Source organism: Fibrobacter sp. UWS1 (genome assembly GCF_002300445.1).
In the GTDB taxonomy this organism is placed as follows: domain Bacteria; phylum Fibrobacterota; class Fibrobacteria; order Fibrobacterales; family Fibrobacteraceae; genus Hallerella; species Hallerella intestinalis.
This window is the reverse complement of sequence record NZ_NSGW01000001.1, coordinates 1,393,172-1,416,433: the sequence shown is the minus strand read 5'-3', so window position 1 is coordinate 1,416,433 and position 23,262 is coordinate 1,393,172. Positions and strand designations below refer to the sequence as shown.

The following is a 23,262-nucleotide window of genomic DNA, read 5'->3' as shown; positions in this document are numbered from 1 at the left end:
AAGGTCACTTTGCGAACGCAAGATAAGGACGTTCGCATTTTTTGTTCATTCCGTTCCACAGAAGGCAAAAAAAGTATAGCCATTCCAACAGGACAAAAAAGCGCCTCATGGCCCTCTTGAAGTTGAACGCCGCTGCTGCAAGCTTTGCATTGAGCATATCGCCAAAGATTCCCTTGTAGAAATTTCTGCCCATACGGTGATCGCTTTTCAGATGGCCGTTGATAGGCTCGATGCCAGCCCTCTTGCAAAAAAGATTGTGTGCCTTTTTCTTCTGGTAGTAAGTCGCGTTTTTCTTCGGGACGTCGGGTATCACGATCTTTGTCGTTCCGGATTCCTTTTGTCCGCGGTAGCCTCGGTCGCATGCGGCCTGGCTCGGCCTGAATCCAAGCATTTGTTCAACATGGTCAAGCGTATCGTCTATCGTATGTCCGTCATACTCGTCCCTGAACGCGACTGCGCCGACGATGATGCCGTTGTAGCTCCGGGCAATTGACACCTTGTTGCCGAACTCGTATTTCTTGTGTTCCTTGCCCTTGCCGATGCATTTCACTTCGGGTTCGTGTAGCGAATAGATTTTGTCCTTGTCGCATTTCTTCTGTGCCAGAACTTTGTAGAAAAGTTCAATTTTTCCTTTGTACGTACCCGACAGATTTTTCTTCGAAAGATTCCGTTCCATTTCGCGGACGAGCCGTCCCGCGATGGTTTTCAACCTGCGATCCGCCTTGTGAGCCTTTTTGGCGTTTTTCGGGTGATTGCGGAAACGCTGGTCACGATGAATCTTCTTCAAGGTTCTCTTGTAGGACTGTCTCTGCGGAAGGCCGTGTTCTTCCACGATTTTCTGCACCTGCTCTATTATCTTGTTCGCAAGTTTGGCGTCTGTAGGGAACGTGATGTTCTTTTCCTGCACGGTCGTGTCAAGAAAGACCGTGCCGCATCCTGTCGGTCCTTGTTTATCGTGGTCATCGTTGACGAGGATACTTTCCTTGAGGATCATGTCCAAGCCTTCCTCGCCGATCTTATGCCGGAAGTGGACAAGTTCGCTCGGGTCGCAGGGTTGCTCCGTCGAGAAGAACCGTTCTCCGCAAAAGTACTGGTAATAGGCGTTTTCCTGGAACTGCTCCACGACGGACTCGTCCGATACGTTGCGGATGTGCTTCAGGATGATGAGCCCGGTCATGAGACGGATCGGCTTGTTCGGCGCACCCATTTTGTCGTCAAACAGTTTCGAAAACTCGGTCTCGAACTTGTTCCAGTCAATCTTGTTCGCAAGAACGTAAAGGGGATGCTTGTGGTTCAACTGCTCCTCAAGGGAACAGAAAAGGCTTGTCTGGGCGGAGGATTTTGGCGGTCTGTACATGGGAAAAATTGCAAGGTTTTCAGTCATATTTTAGAAAACCTTGCAATATTTTCACAGGGTAGAAATCAATTTTTCCCAATAGTTATGCGGGCTGGGCGGGATTTTAAGGGACGACTATTGTAGGCGAAAAGGAACAGGCTGAAGGTCTCATCGCTGTCAACAAGAGAAAGGAAGGCGATAAGGGTCAAATGACCGTCGCCGACTTCCTCAAGATGACCGAAGACGACCGCAAGGTTGTGCGCTAATCGCCCAATATGTCATGCCGGACACCGTTCCGGCATCCCCTTTTAAACTCAAAAGCGCAGACTCAACCTGAGCCTGCGTTTTGTTTTCTATTTCTTTATATATCGCATCAGCTTTGCGATTAGCACTTCATCCAAATTTCTTCGGCTATCAATAATTGTATGAATGACGACATCTTTTTCTCGAATTTCATACACAATACGATACAAACCCTGAATGATTTCTCTATACCGTTCAATACCTTGTCTGTATAATTCGGGAACGATTCTTCCGCTTTCGGGAAAATGCGACAAGGAGAGGATGTTGTCTTCAAATTGAGTAATGACAGATTCAACATAAGATTTGTTTAACGACTCATGGTAAGCAATGATTTCGTTCAAATCTTCTTTTGCGAATTGTGAAACGACAACGTTGTAAAAATCATTTTCCGACATTGTACTTCCGCCTTAAATCCTGAAAAACCATCGTCGCCGGTTCTGTCCGTCCTGACTGGACATCCTTTTCCGAAAGTTGAATGATTTTTAGAAGGCCGAAGGCTTTCTTCATGTCTTGGTATGTCTCGACATCGACAAGAACCGCCCGAGATTTTCCATCCTGGGTTATTACCATCGGTTCCCTGCGATCGTTCACAAAATTCATCACATCGTCGATGTTGGAACTGACGTAAGAATCGGGCTTTATGCATTCGCACACATCAAGCATGATTGACTCCTGTCGATAAACTTCCCTAAATATACCTTTTTCGCCTATCAAAGGCAAGTTTTAAGGGGGTTATAAAAACAATCTGGGCTTTTATACGACTTCCCGTATCGAACCGCATTAACTTCGGCAGCAATTTCATCGTCAGTCATCATTGGCGTCTTGGGGCAAGAATCGACGAATTTCTGGACAATGCTCCGCTTAGACCGCACAGTCCAGCCCATGCGAGCCGCCAAAGTTTCCATAATACCCAAATCTTGAGTCGGGATTGTTAGAACTAAATCTTCCATAGTAATCCTCATCTAGAAATTATATTTCTCGTTCCAAGTTGGACGATCCGAGAATTCCTAAAAAAGTGACTTTTCAGCCTATTTTATCATTTTTTTGTGGATTCAAGACTTTTCGTTGAATTGTAAGTTATTATTTTAAGAAATAAAAGAGTTTAGCTCTTGTTCTCAAAGCGAAATCTCGAAAATTTCTCATATTCGGGAACAAGGCGAACGCTCACGCAGGCATGCCGTATTGCGGCATATCTCGGTTTGTCGTATCAGCTTTAAGCTGATTGGGCAACAGCCCTTTCGGGGCGCGGGTCGTTTGCGTTTATCGAATATGGGCATTCGAGAGCCTCGCTTTGGTAAATGCAACGACTCGCGCCTTTTTTATTAGGAACAGTAAGCTTTTAAATGCAATCGGCATCGTGCCATTTGCCGTCCCGAGCAAAAAACGGGTCGCGGCATCATGCCGAAGTCTTTCTTTCCATATCCCGCTACAACTGTTCCCTCATTTTTGACGACTTTGCCGGCCAAAACAAAAATTATATTTGACCCGATGAAGCTTTTATTCAATTTGGTTGCGGTGCAGCCGATTCACAGTGCCAAATTTCATGGCGGCGGCTCTTATGGAGAAGTCCTGTTCTGGGCGCTTGTTAAGCGTTTTCATACGACAATCCAAATTTTCTGCGCTTATGATTCCCAAAAGTATCTGGATTCAAAAATCCAGGAAGCTTGCAAGGAACTTGCCATTCCGCTGTGCGACATCCGGGAAAATTCTCCGCAATCGATCATTGATGCGAATGCGATTGACACTTTTTATACGCCGCTTTTTTCGCTGGAAAAAAAATGGGCGGTGCAGGTGAAGCGTTTTGTGTTCACATGGCACGGCGTTCGGGCGTTGGAAATGAATTACAGTCCGCAGGGCATTTCTTTTGCCAAGACGTTTTCGCAAAAAGCCGAAGCGCTTGTGCGTTACCGGAAAAATTGGAAGGAACTTTTTTATAAGCCCAAATACGACGATTTGGCGAACCGCATTGCTGCCGGAAACGTTCAGACGATGACGGTGAGCGAACACAGCAAGGCTTCTATCCAGACATTCTTTCCGCAGTTGATGCGCACGGATATTCCCGTCTTTTACAGCCCGATGCAAGAGGTGAATCCGCAAGGAGAACTTCCCGACGGCGTTTTGCCCCAGAACTATTTTTTGCTCACGAGCGGTGCGCGCTGGGAAAAGAATAATCTGCGGGCGGTTCGGGCTTTTGATTCCCTCGTCGATTCCATTCCCGAGACGCCGTATCGCGTCGTGGTGACGGGAGTGACGAACGAGAAGGTTTATCGCAGGCGTTTGAAGCATCCTGAAAAATTCATCTTTTTGGGTTATGTCGAAACGGAAACGCTGGAACTTTTGCACCAGAACGCCTACGCTTTTATTTTCCCCAGTTTGAATGAGGGATTTGGCTATCCGCCCATGCAGTCGATGCGCTACGGCGTTCCTGTGGCGGCAAGCGGAACGTCTTCGATTCCCGAAGTGTGCGGCGATGCGGCGATTTATTTTGATCCTTATTCCGAGAGCGAAATCCGGAATCGATTTGCGCAGCTTTTGAATCCGGCGATTTATAATCGTTACGCCGAACGCGCTCGCATTCGCTATGCGCAAGTTCACGAACGGCAAGTGGCGGATTTGGAAAAAGCGGTTGATTTTATTGTGGGGAATTAAATGCCTCTATTCAAAAATCCGTTTGTTCTTATCACGAGTTTCGCCTTTCTTTTGCAGACAGTTCTGTTTGTATTTTTCTATGCGCTGCCTGATCCGCTCGGGCTTTCCATGCTGGAAATGTTTTCGGGGAAAATGCTTTGGCAATTTTCCATGACCTACGGCGCGATACTCGTCCTTTCCGCTCTTTTTGCTTTTGCCAAGGCACCGCGCGCCCTGTCCGTTTTTTACGTTTTCTATTTCTTCTTTGCGATTGTGGATTATGAAGTGTTCCGCTGGACGCACCAGCGCCTTTCTTATTCTTATATTCGTACCTATTTTCATTTTTCGAACATTTCGGATTCCACGACGACATCGACTTTGGGAGGTGAACCGGGAACGGTTCTGTATTTGTCCGCTCTTTTTATAACGATAGCGGCGGCGACTGCCTTTTGCATTTTTTGGACGCTCCGGAATCGAAAAAAGAAGAAGGCTGGAATTTCCACACGCCTGGTTTTCAGCAAAAAGCTGCCGATAGCCATGCTGGTTTCGGGGCTTGTGCTTTCGGTGATTCCGCTGGTTTTGTTTTTGGCGGGCACACGGGGCGTGAAGACAATTCCCCTTGTCCAATTTCCTGTCGATATGCGATTCACGTTGGGAAAGCACACGATTACCGCTCCGATTTTGCATATTGCCGCCGAAGAGACTTTTGAATTTGTGCGGGACAATTATAAGGTGACGCCGGAGCGAATTGCGGATTTAGACGCATTCTTGCCGCGTTCGTTTGCGGAAAATCGTGTGGATGCGGACTATCCGGGATTTCGCAAGGAACTTTCGGGAACTTTTAAAGCTACGCATCCCTACAACATCGTTTTTATTTTCGGCGAATCTTTTAAAGGCCGGATTTTCAACCAGATGCTCGAGGGTGATACGACTTTGGCTCCTCACATTTGGAAGCTGGCGAACGGCGGGTATTTTTCGCATGGCGGCACGCTTTGGTTTAAAAATGCGTTTAGCGGGAGCTATCCGACGGTGCGGGGAACCATGGCGACTTACCTCGGTTTTCCTTCGCATCCCAATCGAGATTTGCCGAGCTTTTATGCGTCCAATCATTTCAAGGGATTTCCGGAATATCTGACGGATTACACGCGGGCTTATGTGACGATTTCCAATCCGATTTTCGATCACACGTTGCCTTTTGTGGAAAGATTTTTTGATTCGTGGGAATCGCTTTCGGATCCGGAGATTGCAGGATCGATGGATAGTCTGGGTGCCGACAAGGCGATTCAAACTCTGGAAAAATTGCCGACAGACAAGAATTGGCTTTTGATATTCAATACGATTGCGACTCATATCCCATTTCGCAATTACCCCGAAGCTTTTGCCGAGAAATCGGACGATGCGATGAAACGCTATCGCACTGCGCTGCGCTATACAGATATCCAGCTCGGGCGTTTTTTGGATGCGCTTTCCAAACGGGAAGATTTAGAAAGAACGGTGGTCATTATCGTCGGCGATCACGATACGCCGGTGGATTCCGTGGATTATCGCGTTCCGCAACCGCTGGGAGTCGCCGCGTCGCAAATTTTTATCGGTATTTTTTCGGCGGATTCGCTTTTGCAGCAAGGTTTGAACATTCGTGAAGATGTCGCTTCCCAACTTGATTTGGGACCGACGATTCTGGATCTTTCGCAGGTTCGCGCTCCAAGCCATTTTTGGGGCTATGACTTGCTCGCCGAAGAACGCCCGGCAGAACAGCCTTCGCTTTTTTACACGCAGAACGCTTATTACTTGGGCTTTCGGGATTCTGTGATTACGGGCGGGTTGGATAATGACGATGTATTCGTAGGCAAGGACTACATTTTTTCTCGAACAAATGATTCCCTTTCTAGACTTTGGAGAAAGCGGGCGATAGGCGCAAGTCAGGTTCTGCGCTCGCTGCTTCGCAACGACAAGATGATGCCTGCGAAATAAGCCGATAGTCGCTGCCGTTTTTTTACCGCTTATCGGTCAAATCGGGTTTTAGGATGGGCTGAAAAAGGAATATTTATATATTTAGCGTATGGAAAAAAAATCGTTGATAGAAAGATTTTCTGCTTGGTACATTCCACTTATTTGCAAACATCAATACAAGGCTCTGCTTTTTTATATTCTTTTGGCACTGGCCTTTGCTTTTCCGATTCTTGTTTATCCGGGGTTGAAGTTGGATGCCGACTTGGCGCACTTGCTTCCGGAAAAAACTCCCAGCGTTATCGCTTTGAACGAATCTTACGAGCGCTTTGGAAGTACGGACCGGTTTATGATTGCCATCCAGAGCGAAGACGTGGAATTGGTCGCGGCATTGCAGGATTCTATCGCCGATTACATTCATCGGAATTGGCAGGGTGATTACGTTTCGACGCAAATCGATAACGAAAATCAATTTTTCAAAGATAACGCGCTGCTCTACCTTCCGTTAAAACATCTGGAATCCCTTCGCGACAATCTGGAAGATGTCCAGCAGGAAATCGGCAGACAAAATGGTCCTCTCGTCGTGGACCTTTTGGGCGAAGACCTGGCAGAGAAAAAAGAAAGGGTTTGGTTCGACGCCAGCATTCCTCAAGAGCTGGGACTTCCCGAAGAAGCGTTGAGTGCATTCGATTCTTTTTTCAAAAAAGATTCCTCGAAAACGGAAAACGCTTCGGCGGAATGGAATCCCAAATCGACGATTCCTGCGCATTTGAGAACTCGTTTAATCGGCAGTCCGCAGCCTGATAGCACGGGAAAAATCCTTTATAATGGCGTGGTCAATGCGAAGCTTTTAAAACCTTCGACGGATTATGAATTTGTCACGCGCATTTTGGCCAAAACCGATACGCTGTTGCAGAATTTCAACAGCCGTACTTATGCTGTGCCCACCCGTTTTACAGTGGAAGGAACTTATGAAGGTTTGAAAGAAGTGGATGATGTGGCGAACGACAGTATCTTCTCCTTCGGAATCAGTCTGGTTCTTATTTTCTTGCTGACGATGTTCTTTTTCCGTAGCGTGAAAGGCCCGATTCTCGTGACGGGTTCGGTGCTGTATGCGTGCCTCCCGACGTTGGCGTTTACCGCTCTTTTTTACGGCAAGTTCAATCCGTTTACGGTTTTTGTCGCTTCCATCATTTTGGGAATTGGCATTGACTATTCCATTCATATTTTGGGAACGGCACAAAAATTAAAACACAAATATGCGACGCTGGAAGAGGTTTTGGAAGCCGCACAAAGCAAGATGATCAAACCGTTTATTTTGGCGAGCATCACGACGATCGCGGCCTTTTTGACCCTTCTTGCATCGAACTTCCGGGGATTTTATGAATTTGGCATTGTGGCTTCGACGGGCGTCCTGTTCAGTATGCTGACTTCGGTGCTGGTGCTTCCCGTTTTTGTCAAATGTCTCGGCGGCATTCCCGCAGCTCCGCAAAACAGCCTTTTGCCCAAATCCTGGAGCGAACAGAAAATCGCCCGATTCTTCAGAACGGCTTCGATTGTGGGATTTGCTTTAGGTGCGTTCGCTCTGTATTTCTGCCAGTATGTGGATTTTGAACACAATTTGAAAAATCTTCGTCGTGTTTCAACGGAAAAAACTCAGAAGAAAAATAAAATTTCGACGAAGGTCACGCGGGAATCGAACAAGGCGGTTTCTTCGACACCGGCTGCGGTTATGGGTTCCAAACCGGAACAGCTCGATCTGCTCTACGACACCCTGATGGTCCGTCTGCTGGTGGAAAAGGACTCGATGCTCGGCAGCTTTTTAACACTGAAAAGCCTGGTTCCTCCACAGGATTCGCAGGAATTGCGCTTGGAAATCATCGAAGAAATTCGGGATTTGGCGAATGCCAGAGTTTTTGATCGGGCAACGGGCGAGGATTCGGCAAACATCGCCAGCCTCCGCAAACTTTCTCAAGTGGAAAAACCGTTCACCGCCGAAGACATTCCGTCGTGGACTTTGGATTTGCTGCGGGAAAAGGACGGATCCTATGGAAAGATTGGATTTATCTATGGGGATTTCCCCAGTTGGGACGCCAAAGCTTTGCATAAATTTCAGGAACGCTACGGCCATTGGAATTTTGACGGCGAAAATCTTCGCACGTTCTCTTCGCAGTTCATCCTTTCCGACGTGATAGAATCGGTCAAGGCGGACAGCTTTAAGTTGGCGGGAGCCATTATCGTTGTCATTATGGGAACGCTGGCAATTTCTTTCCGCAAACCGAAATTGTTTGTAACGGGCTGCATTTCTTTTGGAATGGGATTTTTGATTACGATGGGCTTGCTCGGTTTTTTGACGCACTTTTTTGAATTTGGAAAAATCAGTATTTATAACGTGATAGTGATTCCGATGACTTTGGGAATTGGAATCGATGCGACGATTCACTTTATTTCGGCGTGGGTTTCCGATAAAAATCTGACGTTGCGCACCCTCTTGGACACGACGGGGCGCAATGTGATGGCGAGTTCGACGACGACGATTGCGGGTTTTGTCGGCTTTCTCTTTACGACGCATCGCGGTCTGCAGGGAATCGGGCATTTGGCGTGCATCGGCATTGCGGTATTTTTAGTGACGAGCGTTGTCTTTTCCATGAGTCTTTGCGGGAATTGGCTGAAGAAGCGTGATTAAATCTTTTGAGGCAAACGCTTTTCTCCGTTTAAGACTTGTTTGTGCGAAAGAAAAAGGCAAAACGACTGGAAATTTCTCTTAAATGAGAACCCCGAATGAGCGAAGACGATAGCTTCGCCGCGGTCTCCTTGCTATGATGGTACGCGTTTTACTCGTTTGAATGACGACTTTACATCGCTTGTGGCTTGCTACGATGTGCGCTTCACTCGGTTGAAAGCCCGGTTGCCTTGGGGAAACGAGCTGCTGCACAAAAGCAAGGTTTGACTTAAAAACCGCCCCTATCCCTGCAAGCAACATTTTACACAAATCGAGGTGGAAAAAACGTCCGCAAAAACGTTTAAAGGAGTTGGACTTTCATTGGGGAAAGTCCACATTTCAACGAGGAAATCCATGAAAGAAAACAACGCTAACGCCCGCGCTGGGCACGACTCCTATTTCCGCTCCGTCTTCAAGGCTCCCGACCGGGCCGCGGAACTTTTGCGCCTCGTCGCCCGCAACAACAGGAGCCTCGCCGAATTTCTGAAGACCGTGGACCTCTCGACCCTCACCGAAATCTCCGAATCCTTCAGCGACACGGAAAGCTTCGGCTACGCGGACCTGGCGTTCACCGTCAGAATCGCAGGCGTCGGATGCGAAAGCAACGATGTAAAAGACGGCGAGAAAACGAAACGCTCCGCGGATCTCCTCGTCGGCATCCTCGAGGAACACAAGTCTTCAAAGGACCCGAACATCACTGCGCAGCTCGTCAAGTACTGGTACCACATCATGGTCAAGAATCAAAGGAACATCCCCACCGTCGCCATCGTATTCTACAACGGCAAGGAACATTGGGAACTGGACGTGCGAACCATGTTCCCGGACTACCCGGAATACTACCACCGCATCGGCCTGCCGTTCGTGCTCGAACTTGTGGATATCGGCGACAGTTTCAGCACAAACGAAATCCGGGACATCTCCCCGAAAATCGCGCTCGCCCTGGTCGCCATGAAATACGTCTTCCACGGCGAAAAGATGCAAAGCCACTTGCGCACCGCCGTGAAAATGCTGAAGGAATTGCCCCGGGACGAGGCGGAAAACTTTCTCACGCAGACTTTACTATATTTGAAGAAGCTTCTCCCCAAAGAAGAGAAAGAGGAATTCAAAATGGACTTCATCAAGACATCCGAAGCCTACGGCTACGAGACCATCGCCGACGCCGAAGAGAAGGCCCTCGCTAAAAGATACGAGGAAGGCGATTTAAATGCTCGCAGGGAAATGGCAAAAGCTCTTAAAAACAATGGAGCGTCTCTAAACCTTATCGTGAATGTTTCCTGCCTTTCTGAAGAAGAAATCCGGAATTTGTAAATCCCATTTCCGAACTTAAGCTTTACTTTGTTTTGGGCTTTTTTATTGGGTTTCAGCTCTTTATTATGCTGTTCTTCCCCGCGAAGAGGCAGAGAATTTCCTCACGGAGACTTTTCTATATTTGAAGATGCTCCTGCCGCAGGAAGAGAAAGAGGAATTCCAAATGGACTTTGTCAAAACATCCGAAGCGTACGGTTACGAGACCATCGCCGACGCCGAAGAGAAGGCCCTCGCCGCCAAGTACGAAGAGGGTCGTGACGAAGGTATCGGGATTGGCATGGAAAGGGGACGGGAAGAAGGTATCGGAATCGGCGTCGAAAGGGAGCGGAGGGAAATGGCGAAAGGTTTCCGCGATGCTGGAATACCCTTGGAACTGATTGCTCGGCAAACCGGCCTTTCCGAAGAAGAGATCCAAAACCTGTAATTTCCGTTTCAAACGAAAGTTTTGCTCCGTGCGGGGCTTGATGGAATCCAGAGGGTTTGTGATGCTCTCTTAGAAAAAAATCAAAAATGGGAAAGGGCGTTGTGTTCATCTTGTCGCATTTTGTCGGTTTCTGTTTTTGCTGTCTTTGCCATAGCAAGAAGCCCTCTGCCGGAATTATGTCCGTGTCCGGATTGCAAGTCTTTACATAAAATACTGAGAATTGCTGTACTTCTGAATTTTGCCTCGATTTCACAGCTAAATTTTGCTAATCAAAATGCAAACTTTCAAAGTATGAAAAAGCCTCTCCGAAGAGAGGCGAAAAATAACGATAGATTTTGATTTTTTACCAACTAGTTATAACCATCTTAACAGATTCGGCTCCAGTGATTTCTACACATGCTTGAGCTCCAACCGTTACAGATGTAGGTAATTCATTACTAAAATTGCAGTTTGTGAACGTTTTTTCCTGTTTATTTCCTTCAATAGTTAGAGCTATTGTACAGTCAGTAGATTGCCAGCCGGTTGTATTTATTCTAAGATTTCCCGCTACTGTTACCGTGCCACAGCTTCCACTGGGGATTGTAATTCCCGTTCCATCAATCTCATAATCCGGAGTGCTGCTGTTTACTGCCTTGGCTGCGGCGCAAGTGAACTGCTCTTGAGTATTGTCGTCGTTAGAAACCGTTACGACGGGTGTAATGGTTTGACCCTTTTCCGTAAACGAAGCGGTTGCCGTTTCGCCTGTTCCCGTTGCATCGGTCCATGCGTATCCTGTAATGGTGGCTCCGGTTGTTTGACAGCCGGAAACCGTCCAGGTTACCGTGGCGGGACCGCTGGCGACATCTGGGTTGGCTACATCCGGCGTGCAGACGCAGCCCGTAATCGGAGCACCGTTGACTTGAAGCTCTGAACACTGAATGGTATTGCCGTCCACTTGGAGAGTTGCCCCGAAAGAACCCGAAGCCGTATAAGTTGCGGTAGCGGCATTGCCTCCATTTTTGCCAAGTTCGCTAAACGTCCCCTCCGTGGAGTTGGGCATTGTCCAGTCGAACAGCGCATTTTGCTGGGCAGTCATCCCCGCCATCCCAGGCGGCGTAACCCGTTTAAATGTCCACTTTGTGCTTGCTCCCTTTTCAATTTTAGCGGGAACGGGGTCGCAGGTCCCATTGACGGTTCCATTGTCTTCGATTTCAACCGAAGAGCTGGATACGATGACGCTCGCACTTGACGTGATGACGCTGGCTGAAGAAAGGTTCACAATGGGAGAAGAGGAACTCAGCAGCGGAGGCAAGACTGATGCCGAGGACATGGATGCGGAAGAAACGGAAGCCGAACTCGGTTCGGTAATTTCGCTTGCCGAGCTTGAAGAGGGTTCTACGACAATGTTGCCGATATTCGCCGCGCACTTGGGGTCGTCGTTGCAGGCTGTCGTTGCGGATTCGATCAGTGTTTTATTTTTATAATAATCCGGATCGAAGGCGCTGCTCTCGTCATCCGCAGAAGTGCTGGATACATCCCCATCGCCGCAAGCAATGAAAAGGCTACCTGCCAGCGCGGCTGCCGCAAAGCCAAAAACCAACTTCTTTTGCATAAGAAAGACCTCTTTCTTGTAAAGGACAAATACTCACAGTGAATTTAAACATTTTTGGCCGCATCGTAACATATTTATGGCATACCAAAGGGGAATTTGCGTGATATTTGATACGGAATTTCCTCTTTTGGCGTTGAAATGGGCTAATTTAGCAACTATTGGCCAGAAACGGGCCTGGTTTCTTCCGGGTTGATTTTCCGCTTGCCGGTGATGAACTGCTGCACAAAGGGGTTCGACGTGTTCTTGATTTCTTCTACCGTGCCGACTTCGATGATTCGCCCTTTATACAGCATGGCGATTCTGTCCGCCACTTTGAAGGCACTCACCATGTCATGCGTTACCACGACGGAGGTCACGCCGAGTTTGCTTTGCATATCCAAAATCAAATCGTTGATGACGTCGCTCGTAATGGGGTCAAGGCCTGTCGTAGGTTCGTCATAAAGGAGGATTTCGGGGTTTAAGGCAATGGCTCGCGCCAAGGCGACGCGTTTCCGCATACCGCCCGAAAGTTCGCTGGGCATTTTGGTGCGAAATTCCGGAACGAGATTGATCAGTTTTAATTTTTCCGTAACGATTTCTTGCACCCGCTTTTCCGAGAGTTCCGGGTGATGTTCCCGCAGCGCAAATGCGATGTTTTCGCCCGTGTCCATGCTATCGAAGAGGGCTCCGCTTTGAAAGAGCATTCCCATTTTTTTGCGAATCGTACGCGTGTCGAAAAATTTTGGCGTGCTGATAGTGACCCCATCGACTACGACTTCGCCTTCGTCCGGTTGTAAAAGGCCTATCATGTGTTTCAATATCACCGACTTGCCGCCGCCGGATTGTCCGATAATCACCATGGTTTCGCCTCGGCGAATATCCAGATTGACATCCGCTAAAACCGTCTGGGTTCCAAAGCTTTTTTTGAGTCCGCGAAGCTGGATCATGATGTCGTTGGAATCGATGTTCACATTGGGCATAGTCCGTTCCTATTGAAAAAGCATCGCATCTGTTGCCAGATCCAAAATTAAAATCATCAGGCAGCAGGAGACAACCGCGTCTTTTGTCGCCAGTCCCACGCCGCGCGCTCCCGGTGCTGCATTGATGCCGTGGAACCAGCCGAGCAGAAAAATGACAACGCCAAAAACAAAAGATTTAATGGCTCCGCCGAAAAGATCCATCGGATTGAACAGGTATTGCATACCCGTGTAAAATGTATAGGATGAAATATCCAGAGCCAGAACAGCGACTATCCAGCCGCCGATTAACGCCAGACAATTGGATATGATGGTTAGGCACGGCACCATCGTAAAGAAAGCGACAAAGCGGGGCATTGCCAGAAAGCGGTAAGGATCAAGCCCTAAAACTTCGTGGGCGTCCAGTTCTTCTTTTTCTCGCATAGAGGCGATTTCTGCGGCAAGGGCGCTGCCTACTCGTCCGGCTAAAACCAAGGCTGTAAGGAGCGGCCCGAGTTCTATCAGCACCATTTTACAGGCGGCGGTTCCCACCCATTTGTCGGCAACAAGCCCTCGAAATTGAAATGACGCTTGAACGGTGGCGACCATTCCCGTAAAAATGGACGTGACAAAAAGCAGCGGCATCGAAGATACGCCAATGGAAACCATCTGCTTTAAAACCAATCCCCAGGTTCGGAAAACGTAGGGAACTTGGCGAAGCGTCCAATACAGAATGCAACACAGCTCTCCGACGCTGGAAATTCCGTTTACAACGATTTTTCCCAAAAATTGAAATGGCGCCAAGAGAAATTTCATTGTCTGGCCTCAGAGACTATCGCCCAAAGAGCCGAATGAGTTCGCCAGCCCGGCGTCCGGATCTTCTTCGGCGATGTAATTGTCGAATTTGGTGAACTCTCCACGCCAGGTGAGATTTATATCCCGAGTGGAGCCGTTGCGGTGTTTGGCCACCAGAAGCTGCGCCTTGTTTTTGTCCTCTTCGCTTTGGGTGCGGTAAAAAGGGCGTTCAATAAACCAGACCATGTCGGCATCCTGTTCGATGGATCCGGATTCACGCAAGTCCGAAAGTTGCGGTCGGGTCTTTCCGTTTTTCATATCGGCGCGGTCTTCGGATTTACGGGAGAGCTGGGCCAGAGCGATAACGGGAATTTTCAAATCTTTTGCCAGAATTTTCAATCCGCGGGAAAGCGCTCCGACTTCAACGGCGCGGTTTTCTGCTTTTTGCGTTTTCATCAGCTGCAAGTAATCTACGATGACCAAATCCAGTCCGACTTGGCGTTTTAGACTCCGGCATTTGGAAAGCAGTTCCATAATTCCCAAATCCAAATTGTCATCGACATAAAGGGAATTGGACTGGATGATGCGGCTGGCTACTCCGGGGAGCTTCGCCAATTCATCTCTGCTCAAATTTCCGTTTTGGACGGAGGAAAGACGAACTTCGGCCAAAGAGCAGAGGATGCGCTTCATCAGTTCTTCGGCACTCATTTCCAAACTGAAAAAGGCGACTTTTTTACCGTAATTGATGCTGGCGTTTGAAGCCAGGTTTAGGGCGAATGCCGATTTTCCCATGCCGGGGCGCGCCGCTAGAATAATCAAATTGGAAGGCTGCAAGCCGCTTGTCAGATTGTCCAGTTCCAAAAATCCCGTCGGGCATCCGGAGAGTCCTTGTTTTCTGTTGTCGATTCCTCGAAGGACTTCGTTTACTACATCGCTGGCGGAACGCAGAGAATTTTTGACTTGCTTTTCGGCAAGCGTCATGAAAGAACCTTCGGCGTCGGCGATGACTTTGTCTGGTTCCGCGGTCGGGTCTTCGGCATCCCGAATCGCTTTTGTGGATACGTTGATCACTCGGCGTAAAAGCGCTTTCTTTCGGATGATTTCGGCGTGATAGGCTGCGTTCGCACCACTGGCTACGGATTCAATCAGTTTGAGCAGGTAATCCACTCCGCCCACGGATTCCAGTTTGTTTTCTTGTTCCAAGGCTGCGCGAAGAGTGACGACATCGATTGGGGTATTGTTCTGCGAAAGTTTTTGTAATGTTTCCCAAATAATGCGGTGCCGTTCTTGATAAAAATCGTCCGGCGAAAGAAGGGAAATGACTTCCGATAGGACATTCACGTCCTGCATAACCCCGCCGAGCAAAAACACTTCGGCATCGGATGCCTGTGGAGCGGCTCTTCCGCTATAGGCGTAATTTTCTTGATCTTGAACCATAAGCGATGATAAAAATCCGTATTGATTATCCGACTTTTAATATAGACAAAATTCGGAGCGTATGGAAACGTCGATGGTCAATTCTACAAGGAATGCGGAAAAACGCTATTGCTGCTGGGCAAAACGGAAAAGGATGAGTTGGTAAATTGTTTCGATAATGCTTTTTATTTTGGATTTTTATGGAGAGTATATCACCCCGCAAAGAATCCGCATTTGGGAATGTGAATTTTCCATGTCAGTAATTTTAATTGTTTGTCTGTGAACATTTCTTCGGGTTCAATAAGCGCCGTCGCCTGTGTTTGGGCGAATTCCAAGGGCGTGCCACCAAAGTCGAACATCTTTGCCGAATTTTGGGAAAGCGCCTGTTTTAAAAGTTTGTCGCCAAAAAATACGACTGTTTTCGGGTGAATCAGCGATACTTCTTTTTCCAGCATTTTTTTCAAAACCTGGGCGACCTGCGGAAGTACTATTCTTGCGGTTTGTTTTTTGCAAAAATATGTGATGGCGATTTCTTCGGGAGGAATGTTCAAACTGCCAAACATTCGGGAGACCATTTGCCCTACATCCGAATGGAGATAGCCGTCTGCAAGATATTTTTCTTGGGGAGAATAGATGACCAGCAAAATTCTGGGAGATGCGAGATTTCCTTCACCTTTGGCGAAAGGTGTTTTAGCGTAGATTTTTTCCGTTGAAACGAGATGGTAAAATTCGTCAAGACTCTGTGCGGATTCGTATGCCGAGGGAGTTGTCGATTTTGCCGATTCGGGAATGACAATTTGAGTGGCTTTAGGCTGTAATGGCGCAATTTTTTTAGGCGGCTCGGATGGCGGTTTTGGTGTGTATGCCGCCGTTTTTACGGGAGGGTTTATTGGTGCTGCCGTTGAAGAAATCATCGGGCGCGGTTGTTTTGGGGGCGACCAAGGTTCATCTAAAAGAACAATGCTGTCGCCTAAGTCTATTTGTTCTGACAAATACTTTGCAAGTTCCGAAAAATCAGGCACCTAAATCCTCCAGCTTTTGACGAACTTTGTTTACAATTTCTGCGGCGAGTTCCCGCTTTGAACGCATTGTCAATTCTGGCACAGATTTTCCTTGTTCCAAAATGGCAAAAGGAACTTGATCGAAACCGAATCCCGCATTGGGCATGACAGGAGTGTTGAGTACCAAAAAATCGGCACCGCTTTTTTCCAATTTTTCTTTGCCATGCTTTTGCACATCGTCGGTCTCTAATCCGAATCCAACAATGACTTGTTTTTCCGTTTTATTTTTGACCGAATCCCGCAAGATATTGGGGTTGGGCTCCAGTTCCAAGACGAATTGGGAACGGCTGTCTTTGATTTTTGAAGTGGAGATATTTTTGGGTCGGTAATCCGCTACGGCTGCGCAGTGGACGATGGCGTTTACTTCTGCCTGTCGAGAAAGTACCGATTCGTACATTTCTTGTGCGCTTTGGACGGCGACTTCCAAAATGCCGTTGGGGATTTTTACATCCATCGGTCCGTGGACTAAAATGACTTGAAATCCCGCATTCCAAAAGGCTTCGGCTAGTGCGACGGCGGTTTTCCCGCTGGAACGATTGGAAATGTAGCGGACGGGATCAATGGCTTCTTCGGTGCGGCCCGCTGTAATTAGAACGGATTTTGCGAAATCATTTTCTTTGGAACGGAATTGTTTCAGAGCTGCAACGATTTCGGCGGGTTCCATGAAGCGTCCCGGACCATTTTCGCCGCAAGCGAGTTTTCCCGACGGAGATTCCAGAACGGTCGTGTCGGCAAAGGAACGGAGAGTTTGCAAATTTTTTTGGACAGCGCAAGAAAGATACATGGTGGAATTCATCGCCGGAGCAATCCATTTTTCATGGCCGCTAGACATATAGCACAAAGAAACGGGATCGTCGGCGATGCCATTTGCCATTTTACCGATGGAATCCGCCGATGCGGGGGCTGCTAAAAAAATATCCGCCCAACGGGGAAAATCGATATGTTGAAAAGGCCGCCCTTCTGGATTGCCGTCCGAAGTATAAACCGGACATTTGGAAAGGGAGGCGAAGGTCAAAGGCGATACGAATTTTGTTGCAGCGTCCGTCATCGCGACTCGTACTTCTGCGCCTTCTTTTTGCAGCAGACGCAAGAGTTCGCAAGCTTTATATGCGGCGATGCTTCCCGTAACGCCCAGCAAAATTTTCTTTCCTTTTAAAAACATGGTTTATTCCTTTGCTTTGGATTTTCGGACAAATTCTACAGCACCGAGTCCTGCTTTTGCGCCTTCGCCTACTGCAACGGCGACCTGCAAAACACCGCCAAGGCAATCGCCGGCAGCGAAAAGGCCCGGAACCGTCGTCATCTGTTTTTCATCTATAATCAATTTGTTTTGTTGAACAGCTGCTCCTGTTTTGCGGGCCAGATCTGCCGCACTTGCTGTTCCGATGGCAACAAAAATGCCATCTACAGGGATTTCTTTGCCGCTTGCAAATCGAATTTTTTGGACTTTATCATTGCCCGCGATTTCAGCGATGTTTTCTTTTTCTACGGCGTAGGTTTCGGGAATTTCTACAGCGGGATCTTTACCAAGAGTGCACAGGGTGACTTTGGAGGCTAGCGGTAACAATTCTTTTGCTTCGGCGAGCGCGTATGCGCCATTGCCCAGGACGGCCACATTTTTTTTGCGGTAAAAAAATCCATCGCAAACGGCGCAGTAGCTAACGCCTTTACCTTCAAAAGAATCCAGTCCAGGAATAGGAACTTTGGAACGGACTGTTCCTGCAGCGATGATGACCGCTTTTGAAAAAAAAGTTTGTTCGGTTCCGTCGGATTTCTTAATGGTCGCATGAAATTTTTCTGCGAACATTAAATCGACGACTTCGCCCGTCACTACTTCCGCGCCGAGTTTTTTCGCTTGTTCTTCTCCTCGGTGTGCGAGTTCTTGCCCCGAAATGGTGCTTTCTAGTCCATAGTAATTGGCAATTTGGTGCGCACGGGAAAGTGCCCCAGCGTCTTTCGCCAAAAGTAAAACAGACAGGCCGGATCTCAATACATACAGGGCAGCTGAAATTCCCGCAGGTCCTTTGCCCACAATGATCACGTCAAATTCATTCTGCATAATGAACCTCCGAAGCTTCTAAAGGCAACTCCTTTCCTTCTGCCATGGCTGCGTCCAGTTTTTGTCTTTTTTCTGTGGATAGCCACCAGTAAACCGGAATGCTTTCGTCTTCGCGTCCGAATTTTGCATAGACATTTTTAGGCATGCCAAAGCGGTTCCAATAGAGAACCCGATGAAAATCGCATTGCCACATGAGCACATAGGGAACGATTTCGGTCAAGCGCGTATCAAGTGCGCGTAAAATTTCGTTGCGTTTTTTTAAATCGAATTCCGTTTTCTGCAAATGGATAAGGCTGTCGATTATCGGGTCTTGAACTCCTGTCAAATTATTCGTTCCCGGGTCATTTGCCGTTGCGCTAGACCAAGAGGCTTCGGGATCGTTCAAACGGGAACTTCCCCATGCGATCCAATACATGTCAAAATCGGCTTCGTCCAAACGTTTTCGAAGCGTACTTTGTGAAATTTGTTCTATAGAAACCTGAATGCCTGCTTTTTGTAGAGTCTCCTGATAAAAAGTCAAGTGCCGCATATCTTCGCTGGCGGTGATAAAAGAGATGGTGAATGGAATTCCGTCTTTTTCTAACATTCCTTTGTTGCCCGGAATATAACCTGCTTCGGTCAAGAGGGCGCGTGCCTTGTCCATGTCGAACGGATAGTTTTCTGCATGGGGATTATCGTGCGAAGGCCATTGATCCGGATAGTAACTATTCAGTAGAAAGTATTGGTTATACATGTATTTCTCATTCATCAGCTGGCGGTTCATTAAATAGGAAAGTGCTTTGCGAACTCGTACGTCTTTGAATTTATCCCGGCGCAAATTCATCGCCATACCTTGGAAACCGATGGGTTCGCGGTTAAAGATTTGTTGTTTTACTGCCCAGCCTTTTTGTACGGCGTCAAAATCGGTCTGCTTCATCCAAATGGAAGAGGTGTACACGGCGTAAACATCCAAGTCGCCTTTTTTGAAAGCTTCCAAAGCTTTGGTTCGGTCTTCCATAAAACGATAGCGGATTTTTTCAAAATTGTATTTTCCTCGATTCCAGTTTTTGTGAAAGCCCCACCAGTTTGCATTACGAGAAAGTTCCACATAGCGTTCTTCTCGAAAATCGGAAATTTGATATGGGCCTTCAACGACGGAAAAACGATAGCGGATTTGATTAAAGTCGGCGTCTTTCCATACGTGTTTGGGAAAGGCGACAAGTCCTGCCGCTTCCCAGAAATTTGCCCAATGCACATCTTTTGCCGTAATAGAAAGGGTGAGTGAATCAATGATTTTGGGGCGTTCAAAACGAGAAAGGCCAACTTTGAAAATCGGTGTCAAGTTCTGGGGATTCATAATGACATCGTAATAAAATTGAACGTCTTCCGCCGTGATTTGCACGCCATCGCTCCAGCGTGCCCGAGGGTCGATATGGAACGTAAATGTCATGCTGTCTGCAGAAATTTCCCAGCGATCCGCTAAAATGCCGATAGGACGGTCTTCTGTTGAATGCAAAGAGACCAGCGGCTCGAACATGAGGCTCATGAGGCCGGCACTAAAGCTGTTGTAATCTTCCCACATGTTAAAAGATTTGGGCATCGCCGAACCCCAGAGGCGAATCGTTCCGCAGGGAACCGCGGACAAGTCGGCCATCGGATCGAATTCTCCATCGGCATCTGCCGGGTAGATGCTTGTTTCCGGGCACACTTCTGGATTTGCCGTTTTATGGCTTTGCTTTTCTGTTTTACAGCCGACGAGGGAAATCCCGATGACGAGCGACGACAGTATGAGTTTAAAGAACGACGACGCTACTTGAAAACGAGCAAAGCTTGATGCAATTTTTTTCATTTCTTTTTCCCTTTTACAATGTCTTGCGCGTCTTTTTCTGCGCGGGCAATAGAACGTTTTGTCACTTTGGGCGGTTTCACATTCAAAAACGCCGCATTCGTTTTTTCTTTTTCTTCTTTCTGAAATTCAGCGAGGGCAATTTTTGCGGCTTCCTGTTCCGCTTTCTTTTTAGACGCGCCTTTTCCTTTGCCGTATTCTTTTCCATCGAACATCACCGCTATTTCAAAAATTTTGCAGTGTTCCGGTCCGGTTTCCGAAATCACTTCGTAATCGGGCGAAGGCAATGAACGCGCTTGCATATATTCGAGCAGTGCGCTCTTGTAGTTTATAAAATCCGCTTCTGAAATGACTTCTTGCACATTCGGGAAAATGTGCTTTTCCAAAAATTTTCGGCATTGTTTAATATCGCTGTCCAGATACATTGCGCCAAGAATCGCTTCAAAAGCGTCTTCTAATAAGCTGTCTCTTTGTCGTCCACCGGTTTTTGCTTCGCCTTTGCCCACGCGAAGATAAGCACCCAAGTTCCAGCTTCGAGCGATTTTGGTGAGAGCCTGACCAGAAACAATAACGCTTTTCATTTTGGAAAGGTCGCCTTCCGGCAAATGCGGATAAGTCTTATACAGATATTCCGTGACCAGCATATTCAATACGGAATCGCCTAAAAATTCAAGGCGTTCATTATTTTCCCAATAGGGAATTTCTTTTCCGGAAAGCCAAGAACGGTGCACCAAGGCGTGCGCCAGATACTCTGGATTTTTAAATTCATATCCCAAACTGTTTTCTAAATCATTTCCTGATTTTTTGCGGAACCACAAAAAAAGACGGCGGATTACATTTTTTTCTTTCTTTTCCATGGTGGAAAACATAGAAATTTGAATTTCATTTGAAGTTCGCCTTTAAAAATTCATTTTCAAAAAATCGGTTGCATTAGAGTGGTTCGTTGTCAGTTATCTGTTGTCAGTGGTTAGTGGTTGGTGAGCTTGCCGCCCTTTGATAAACTCAGGGAGAACCATGGTTGCTGAGCTTGTCGAAGCATTACCAAAGCTGTTTTGAGTCGCAGTCTAAAATGCGTTTGTACAAATTAAGAAATACGTCGAATATAAATTTTTATGGCGAGATCCATTTTTATAAATGAAGATGCCGGAGAAAATTATATTTTGAAAGGAGAATTGAAAATGACAAGCTGCCATTTTTCAAAATGAAAATTGAGGTTTGTATGCAAATAGAACATATCGCTATGTATGTAAATGATTTAGAAAAAGCAAAGGACTTTTTCATAAAATATTTCAACGCATCTTCGAATGCGCTATATCATAACGAACAAACAAATTTTCGATCGTACTTTTTATCTTTTGACGATGGCGCAAGGCTTGAAATAATGAACAGACCCAATATGATTGACGAAGAAAAGCCTTTGGCCAAAACGGGATATACGCATGTCGCTTTTCGTCTAGGGAGTCAAAAAGCGGTAAACGAACTTACGGATAAATTAAAAAACGATGGCTATCAAGTTGTCAGCGGACCAAGAATTACCGGCGATGGATATTATGAAAGTTGTATTGTCGGTTTTGAAGGAAATCAAATAGAAATTACGGAATGAGAATCGGATGGAAAATAAGGGAATTGTTCACAATCTTCCTCCAAATTTCCTCAAATAATTTTTTTCCAAAGCGTGGATTTCTTTTTCACAAGGGAAATTTCTTCTCGCAGACTGCGAGGTGCTCGCTTACGCCTATGAGCCTTGGAAGCTCCGCTTCCTTTAGGCGAATTGTCCCTTTCAGGGATACTTCAACTATGGAATCAAAGATTCCAAGTTTCAGGGATGCAAAGCCCCCTTTCCCCTTCACCCTATCCCCCGCCACGCTTTGTGGTTGGAAGTTTTGGTTTTGTGGGGCGGAATTGGATATTGCGCCATAGCGAGAAGGGGAAACTCGGTTATCGGTTATCAGTTATTAGTTTTCAGTTGTCAGTTTCAACCCTCAACTCCCAACTCCCAACTTTCAACTTTCAACTAACCCCTAATCACTAACTACTTACAAATAAATCGGGTGGAATTTTGTATATAAATTCCCAAAATAAAGTAGCGTCAGAAACCCAATTTATCCAAGCTCGATCAAAATAATGTCAAACGTGTTGTTGTTCAGAAACTTTTACGAAATCCCCGTTTTTTAATTTTTTGTAACAATCCTAAAATCTTTTTGCTTTTTTTAGCCCTGTCTTGAAAATATATTCCAAAATGGAATGAAAAACGCTGTCAGAATCATTTGTGGAATAGCTCTTTTGTCTTCATTGGCGTTTGCAAGCGCTTCGGGCGAAGTTGCTGATTCTTTACAAAACCGTCTATCGGTAGATTTAGGAGTGTCGCTGGAAGGAGCGTTCGGATTGTGGAACGTTAAATTGGAAGAAGATCATATTCGCACACCGGAATTTGGTTTTGGTGTTTCTTCGCTTTGGGGAATAGGGCATTTGGCTTTTCGGATTTCGGCTTTAGGCAAATACCAGGCGGTATATGTCAGTGAAGGAACGCAAGCGACGATCAATGAAGGATTTTGGCGATTGGGCGGTGGTGTCGCTGTTCGGTTGCAGGAAAATTCTTTGGAAGGATTTTGGACCGAAATCGGTTCTTCATGGATGTTCCCGCTTCGAAAATCGAAAACACTGTGCGAAGGATCGGATGGAACGCAAGATATTCGCTGGTCTTTGAAAACGGATTTGGAAGTTCCCTTGGAATTTTCTTTAGGGTATCGCATTCCCGTAGGATTCGTATCGTTGGATTTTTCTCTGTTTGGAATGTATGATTTGACAAAGCCTTTGACCTTTCGTGTAAACGAAAATGAGCGGCAAAGCAGGGCTTGGAATGTTGGCTTTAGGACAACTCTTTGGGGTTTGAGGTTTTGATGCTTTTTGGG

General features: G+C 46.8%; 20 protein-coding genes. 7 read left to right on the top strand and 13 right to left on the bottom strand.

Annotated features, from left to right (window positions below):
• Positions 1-4: 4 nt before the first annotated feature.
• The 4 genes from BGX14_RS05860 to BGX14_RS05845 form a co-directional block, all read right to left on the bottom strand.
• The gene (locus tag BGX14_RS05860) at positions 5-1,357 is read right to left on the bottom strand and encodes an IS5 family transposase (RefSeq protein WP_198951137.1); all 1,353 of its coding nucleotides are present in this window, start codon (positions 1,355-1,357) and stop codon (positions 5-7) included.
• A gap of 332 nt (positions 1,358-1,689) precedes the next feature.
• Positions 1,690-2,034, bottom strand: a complete 345-nt coding sequence (locus BGX14_RS05855) for a type II toxin-antitoxin system RelE/ParE family toxin (protein ID WP_095879353.1) — start codon at positions 2,032-2,034, stop codon at positions 1,690-1,692.
• A complete protein-coding gene (locus BGX14_RS05850) occupies positions 2,021-2,302 on the bottom strand; it encodes a type II toxin-antitoxin system Phd/YefM family antitoxin (RefSeq protein WP_198951160.1) in 282 nt (93 codons plus the stop codon). Before BGX14_RS05850 ends, BGX14_RS05855 begins: the two co-directional genes overlap by 14 nt.
• 47 nt (positions 2,303-2,349) lie before the next feature.
• Complete coding sequence (locus BGX14_RS05845) at positions 2,350-2,589, bottom strand: hypothetical protein (RefSeq protein ID WP_143394160.1); 240 nt, start codon at positions 2,587-2,589, stop codon at positions 2,350-2,352.
• Between the two features lie 538 nt (positions 2,590-3,127).
• On the opposite strand from BGX14_RS05845, the gene BGX14_RS05840 reads away from it, so the two are divergent.
• The 5 genes from BGX14_RS05840 (at position 3,128) to BGX14_RS05820 (ending at position 10,668) form a co-directional block, all read left to right on the top strand.
• Positions 3,128-4,288: a glycosyltransferase gene (locus BGX14_RS05840; protein ID WP_078775916.1), complete on the top strand. Its 1,161-nt coding sequence runs from the start codon at positions 3,128-3,130 to the stop codon at positions 4,286-4,288.
• A complete protein-coding gene (locus BGX14_RS05835; protein ID WP_233126425.1) occupies positions 4,289-6,238 on the top strand; it encodes an LTA synthase family protein in 1,950 nt (649 codons plus the stop codon).
• Positions 6,239-6,326: 88 nt separating this feature from the next.
• Positions 6,327-8,900 carry an RND family transporter gene (locus BGX14_RS05830; RefSeq protein ID WP_095879351.1) on the top strand — a complete coding sequence of 858 codons (2,574 nt, stop codon included), beginning with the start codon at positions 6,327-6,329 and terminating at the stop codon, positions 8,898-8,900.
• 390 nt (positions 8,901-9,290) lie between these two features.
• Positions 9,291-10,244 (top strand): Rpn family recombination-promoting nuclease/putative transposase, encoded by a 954-nt coding sequence (locus BGX14_RS05825; RefSeq protein ID WP_143394159.1) that lies wholly within the window; start codon positions 9,291-9,293, stop codon positions 10,242-10,244.
• Positions 10,245-10,371: 127 nt separating this feature from the next.
• On the top strand, positions 10,372-10,668 hold the full coding sequence (locus tag BGX14_RS05820; RefSeq protein ID WP_073305810.1) for a hypothetical protein: 297 nt from the start codon (positions 10,372-10,374) through the stop codon (positions 10,666-10,668).
• Between the two features lie 343 nt (positions 10,669-11,011).
• Here the strand turns inward: BGX14_RS05820 and BGX14_RS05815 are convergent, their stop codons facing one another.
• From BGX14_RS05815 to rnc, 9 genes are all read right to left on the bottom strand, one after another.
• Positions 11,012-12,259, bottom strand: coding sequence for a hypothetical protein (locus BGX14_RS05815; protein WP_095879349.1), 1,248 nt, complete (start codon positions 12,257-12,259; stop codon positions 11,012-11,014).
• Between the two features lie 155 nt (positions 12,260-12,414).
• Positions 12,415-13,218: an ABC transporter ATP-binding protein gene (locus tag BGX14_RS05810; protein ID WP_073305803.1), complete on the bottom strand. Its 804-nt coding sequence runs from the start codon at positions 13,216-13,218 to the stop codon at positions 12,415-12,417.
• A gap of 9 nt (positions 13,219-13,227) precedes the next feature.
• The gene (locus tag BGX14_RS05805; protein WP_073305802.1) at positions 13,228-14,010 is read right to left on the bottom strand and encodes an ABC transporter permease; all 783 of its coding nucleotides are present in this window, start codon (positions 14,008-14,010) and stop codon (positions 13,228-13,230) included.
• A 9-nt stretch (positions 14,011-14,019) separates the two neighbouring features.
• The gene (gene dnaB / locus BGX14_RS05800) at positions 14,020-15,426 is read right to left on the bottom strand and encodes a replicative DNA helicase (RefSeq protein WP_078775872.1); all 1,407 of its coding nucleotides are present in this window, start codon (positions 15,424-15,426) and stop codon (positions 14,020-14,022) included.
• A gap of 191 nt (positions 15,427-15,617) precedes the next feature.
• Positions 15,618-16,427, bottom strand: coding sequence for a uracil-DNA glycosylase family protein (locus BGX14_RS05795; protein ID WP_095879348.1), 810 nt, complete (start codon positions 16,425-16,427; stop codon positions 15,618-15,620).
• On the bottom strand, positions 16,420-17,628 hold the full coding sequence (gene coaBC / locus BGX14_RS05790; RefSeq protein WP_073305799.1) for a bifunctional phosphopantothenoylcysteine decarboxylase/phosphopantothenate--cysteine ligase CoaBC: 1,209 nt from the start codon (positions 17,626-17,628) through the stop codon (positions 16,420-16,422). The genes BGX14_RS05795 and coaBC overlap by 8 nt, the downstream gene beginning before the upstream one ends.
• Positions 17,629-17,631: 3 nt before the next feature.
• Complete coding sequence (locus BGX14_RS05785) at positions 17,632-18,525, bottom strand: NAD(P)/FAD-dependent oxidoreductase (RefSeq protein ID WP_073305798.1); 894 nt, start codon at positions 18,523-18,525, stop codon at positions 17,632-17,634.
• A complete protein-coding gene (locus BGX14_RS05780; RefSeq protein ID WP_073305797.1) occupies positions 18,515-20,353 on the bottom strand; it encodes an extracellular solute-binding protein in 1,839 nt (612 codons plus the stop codon). The genes BGX14_RS05785 and BGX14_RS05780 overlap by 11 nt, the downstream gene beginning before the upstream one ends.
• Positions 20,350-21,207: a ribonuclease III gene (gene rnc, locus BGX14_RS05775; RefSeq protein ID WP_095849644.1), complete on the bottom strand. Its 858-nt coding sequence runs from the start codon at positions 21,205-21,207 to the stop codon at positions 20,350-20,352. Before rnc ends, BGX14_RS05780 begins: the two co-directional genes overlap by 4 nt.
• 362 nt (positions 21,208-21,569) lie before the next feature.
• On the opposite strand from rnc, the gene BGX14_RS05770 reads away from it, so the two are divergent.
• Both BGX14_RS05770 and BGX14_RS05765 read left to right on the top strand, forming a co-directional pair.
• Positions 21,570-21,953 carry a VOC family protein gene (locus tag BGX14_RS05770; protein WP_073305817.1) on the top strand — a complete coding sequence of 128 codons (384 nt, stop codon included), beginning with the start codon at positions 21,570-21,572 and terminating at the stop codon, positions 21,951-21,953.
• Positions 21,954-22,594: 641 nt separating this feature from the next.
• Positions 22,595-23,251, top strand: coding sequence for a hypothetical protein (locus tag BGX14_RS05765; protein WP_073305795.1), 657 nt, complete (start codon positions 22,595-22,597; stop codon positions 23,249-23,251).
• Positions 23,252-23,262: the final 11 nt, after the last annotated feature.

Bases quoted from the DNA above. Each gene is read 5' to 3' on its own strand.
- BGX14_RS05855 (WP_095879353.1), bottom strand. From the start codon at position 2,034: ATGTCGGAAAATGATTTTTACAACGTTGTCGTTTCACAATTCGCAAAA.
- BGX14_RS05810 (WP_073305803.1), bottom strand. From the start codon at position 13,218: ATGCCCAATGTGAACATCGATTCCAACGACATCATGATCCAGCTTCGC.
- BGX14_RS05830 (WP_095879351.1), top strand. From the start codon at position 6,327: ATGGAAAAAAAATCGTTGATAGAAAGATTTTCTGCTTGGTACATTCCA.
- BGX14_RS05785 (WP_073305798.1), bottom strand. From the start codon at position 18,525: ATGCAGAATGAATTTGACGTGATCATTGTGGGCAAAGGACCTGCGGGA.
- BGX14_RS05805 (WP_073305802.1), bottom strand. From the start codon at position 14,010: ATGAAATTTCTCTTGGCGCCATTTCAATTTTTGGGAAAAATCGTTGTA.
- rnc (WP_095849644.1), bottom strand. From the start codon at position 21,207: ATGGAAAAGAAAGAAAAAAATGTAATCCGCCGTCTTTTTTTGTGGTTC.
- dnaB (WP_078775872.1), bottom strand. From the start codon at position 15,426: ATGGTTCAAGATCAAGAAAATTACGCCTATAGCGGAAGAGCCGCTCCA.
- BGX14_RS05825 (WP_143394159.1), top strand. From the start codon at position 9,291: ATGAAAGAAAACAACGCTAACGCCCGCGCTGGGCACGACTCCTATTTC.
- BGX14_RS05780 (WP_073305797.1), bottom strand. From the start codon at position 20,353: ATGAAAAAAATTGCATCAAGCTTTGCTCGTTTTCAAGTAGCGTCGTCG.
- BGX14_RS05770 (WP_073305817.1), top strand. From the start codon at position 21,570: ATGCAAATAGAACATATCGCTATGTATGTAAATGATTTAGAAAAAGCA.
- BGX14_RS05835 (WP_233126425.1), top strand. From the start codon at position 4,289: ATGCCTCTATTCAAAAATCCGTTTGTTCTTATCACGAGTTTCGCCTTT.
- coaBC (WP_073305799.1), bottom strand. From the start codon at position 17,628: ATGTTTTTAAAAGGAAAGAAAATTTTGCTGGGCGTTACGGGAAGCATC.
- BGX14_RS05765 (WP_073305795.1), top strand. From the start codon at position 22,595: ATGAAAAACGCTGTCAGAATCATTTGTGGAATAGCTCTTTTGTCTTCA.
- BGX14_RS05840 (WP_078775916.1), top strand. From the start codon at position 3,128: ATGAAGCTTTTATTCAATTTGGTTGCGGTGCAGCCGATTCACAGTGCC.
- BGX14_RS05860 (WP_198951137.1), bottom strand. From the start codon at position 1,357: ATGTACAGACCGCCAAAATCCTCCGCCCAGACAAGCCTTTTCTGTTCC.
- BGX14_RS05815 (WP_095879349.1), bottom strand. From the start codon at position 12,259: ATGCAAAAGAAGTTGGTTTTTGGCTTTGCGGCAGCCGCGCTGGCAGGT.
- BGX14_RS05845 (WP_143394160.1), bottom strand. From the start codon at position 2,589: ATGGAAGATTTAGTTCTAACAATCCCGACTCAAGATTTGGGTATTATG.
- BGX14_RS05820 (WP_073305810.1), top strand. From the start codon at position 10,372: ATGCTCCTGCCGCAGGAAGAGAAAGAGGAATTCCAAATGGACTTTGTC.
- BGX14_RS05850 (WP_198951160.1), bottom strand. From the start codon at position 2,302: ATGCTTGATGTGTGCGAATGCATAAAGCCCGATTCTTACGTCAGTTCC.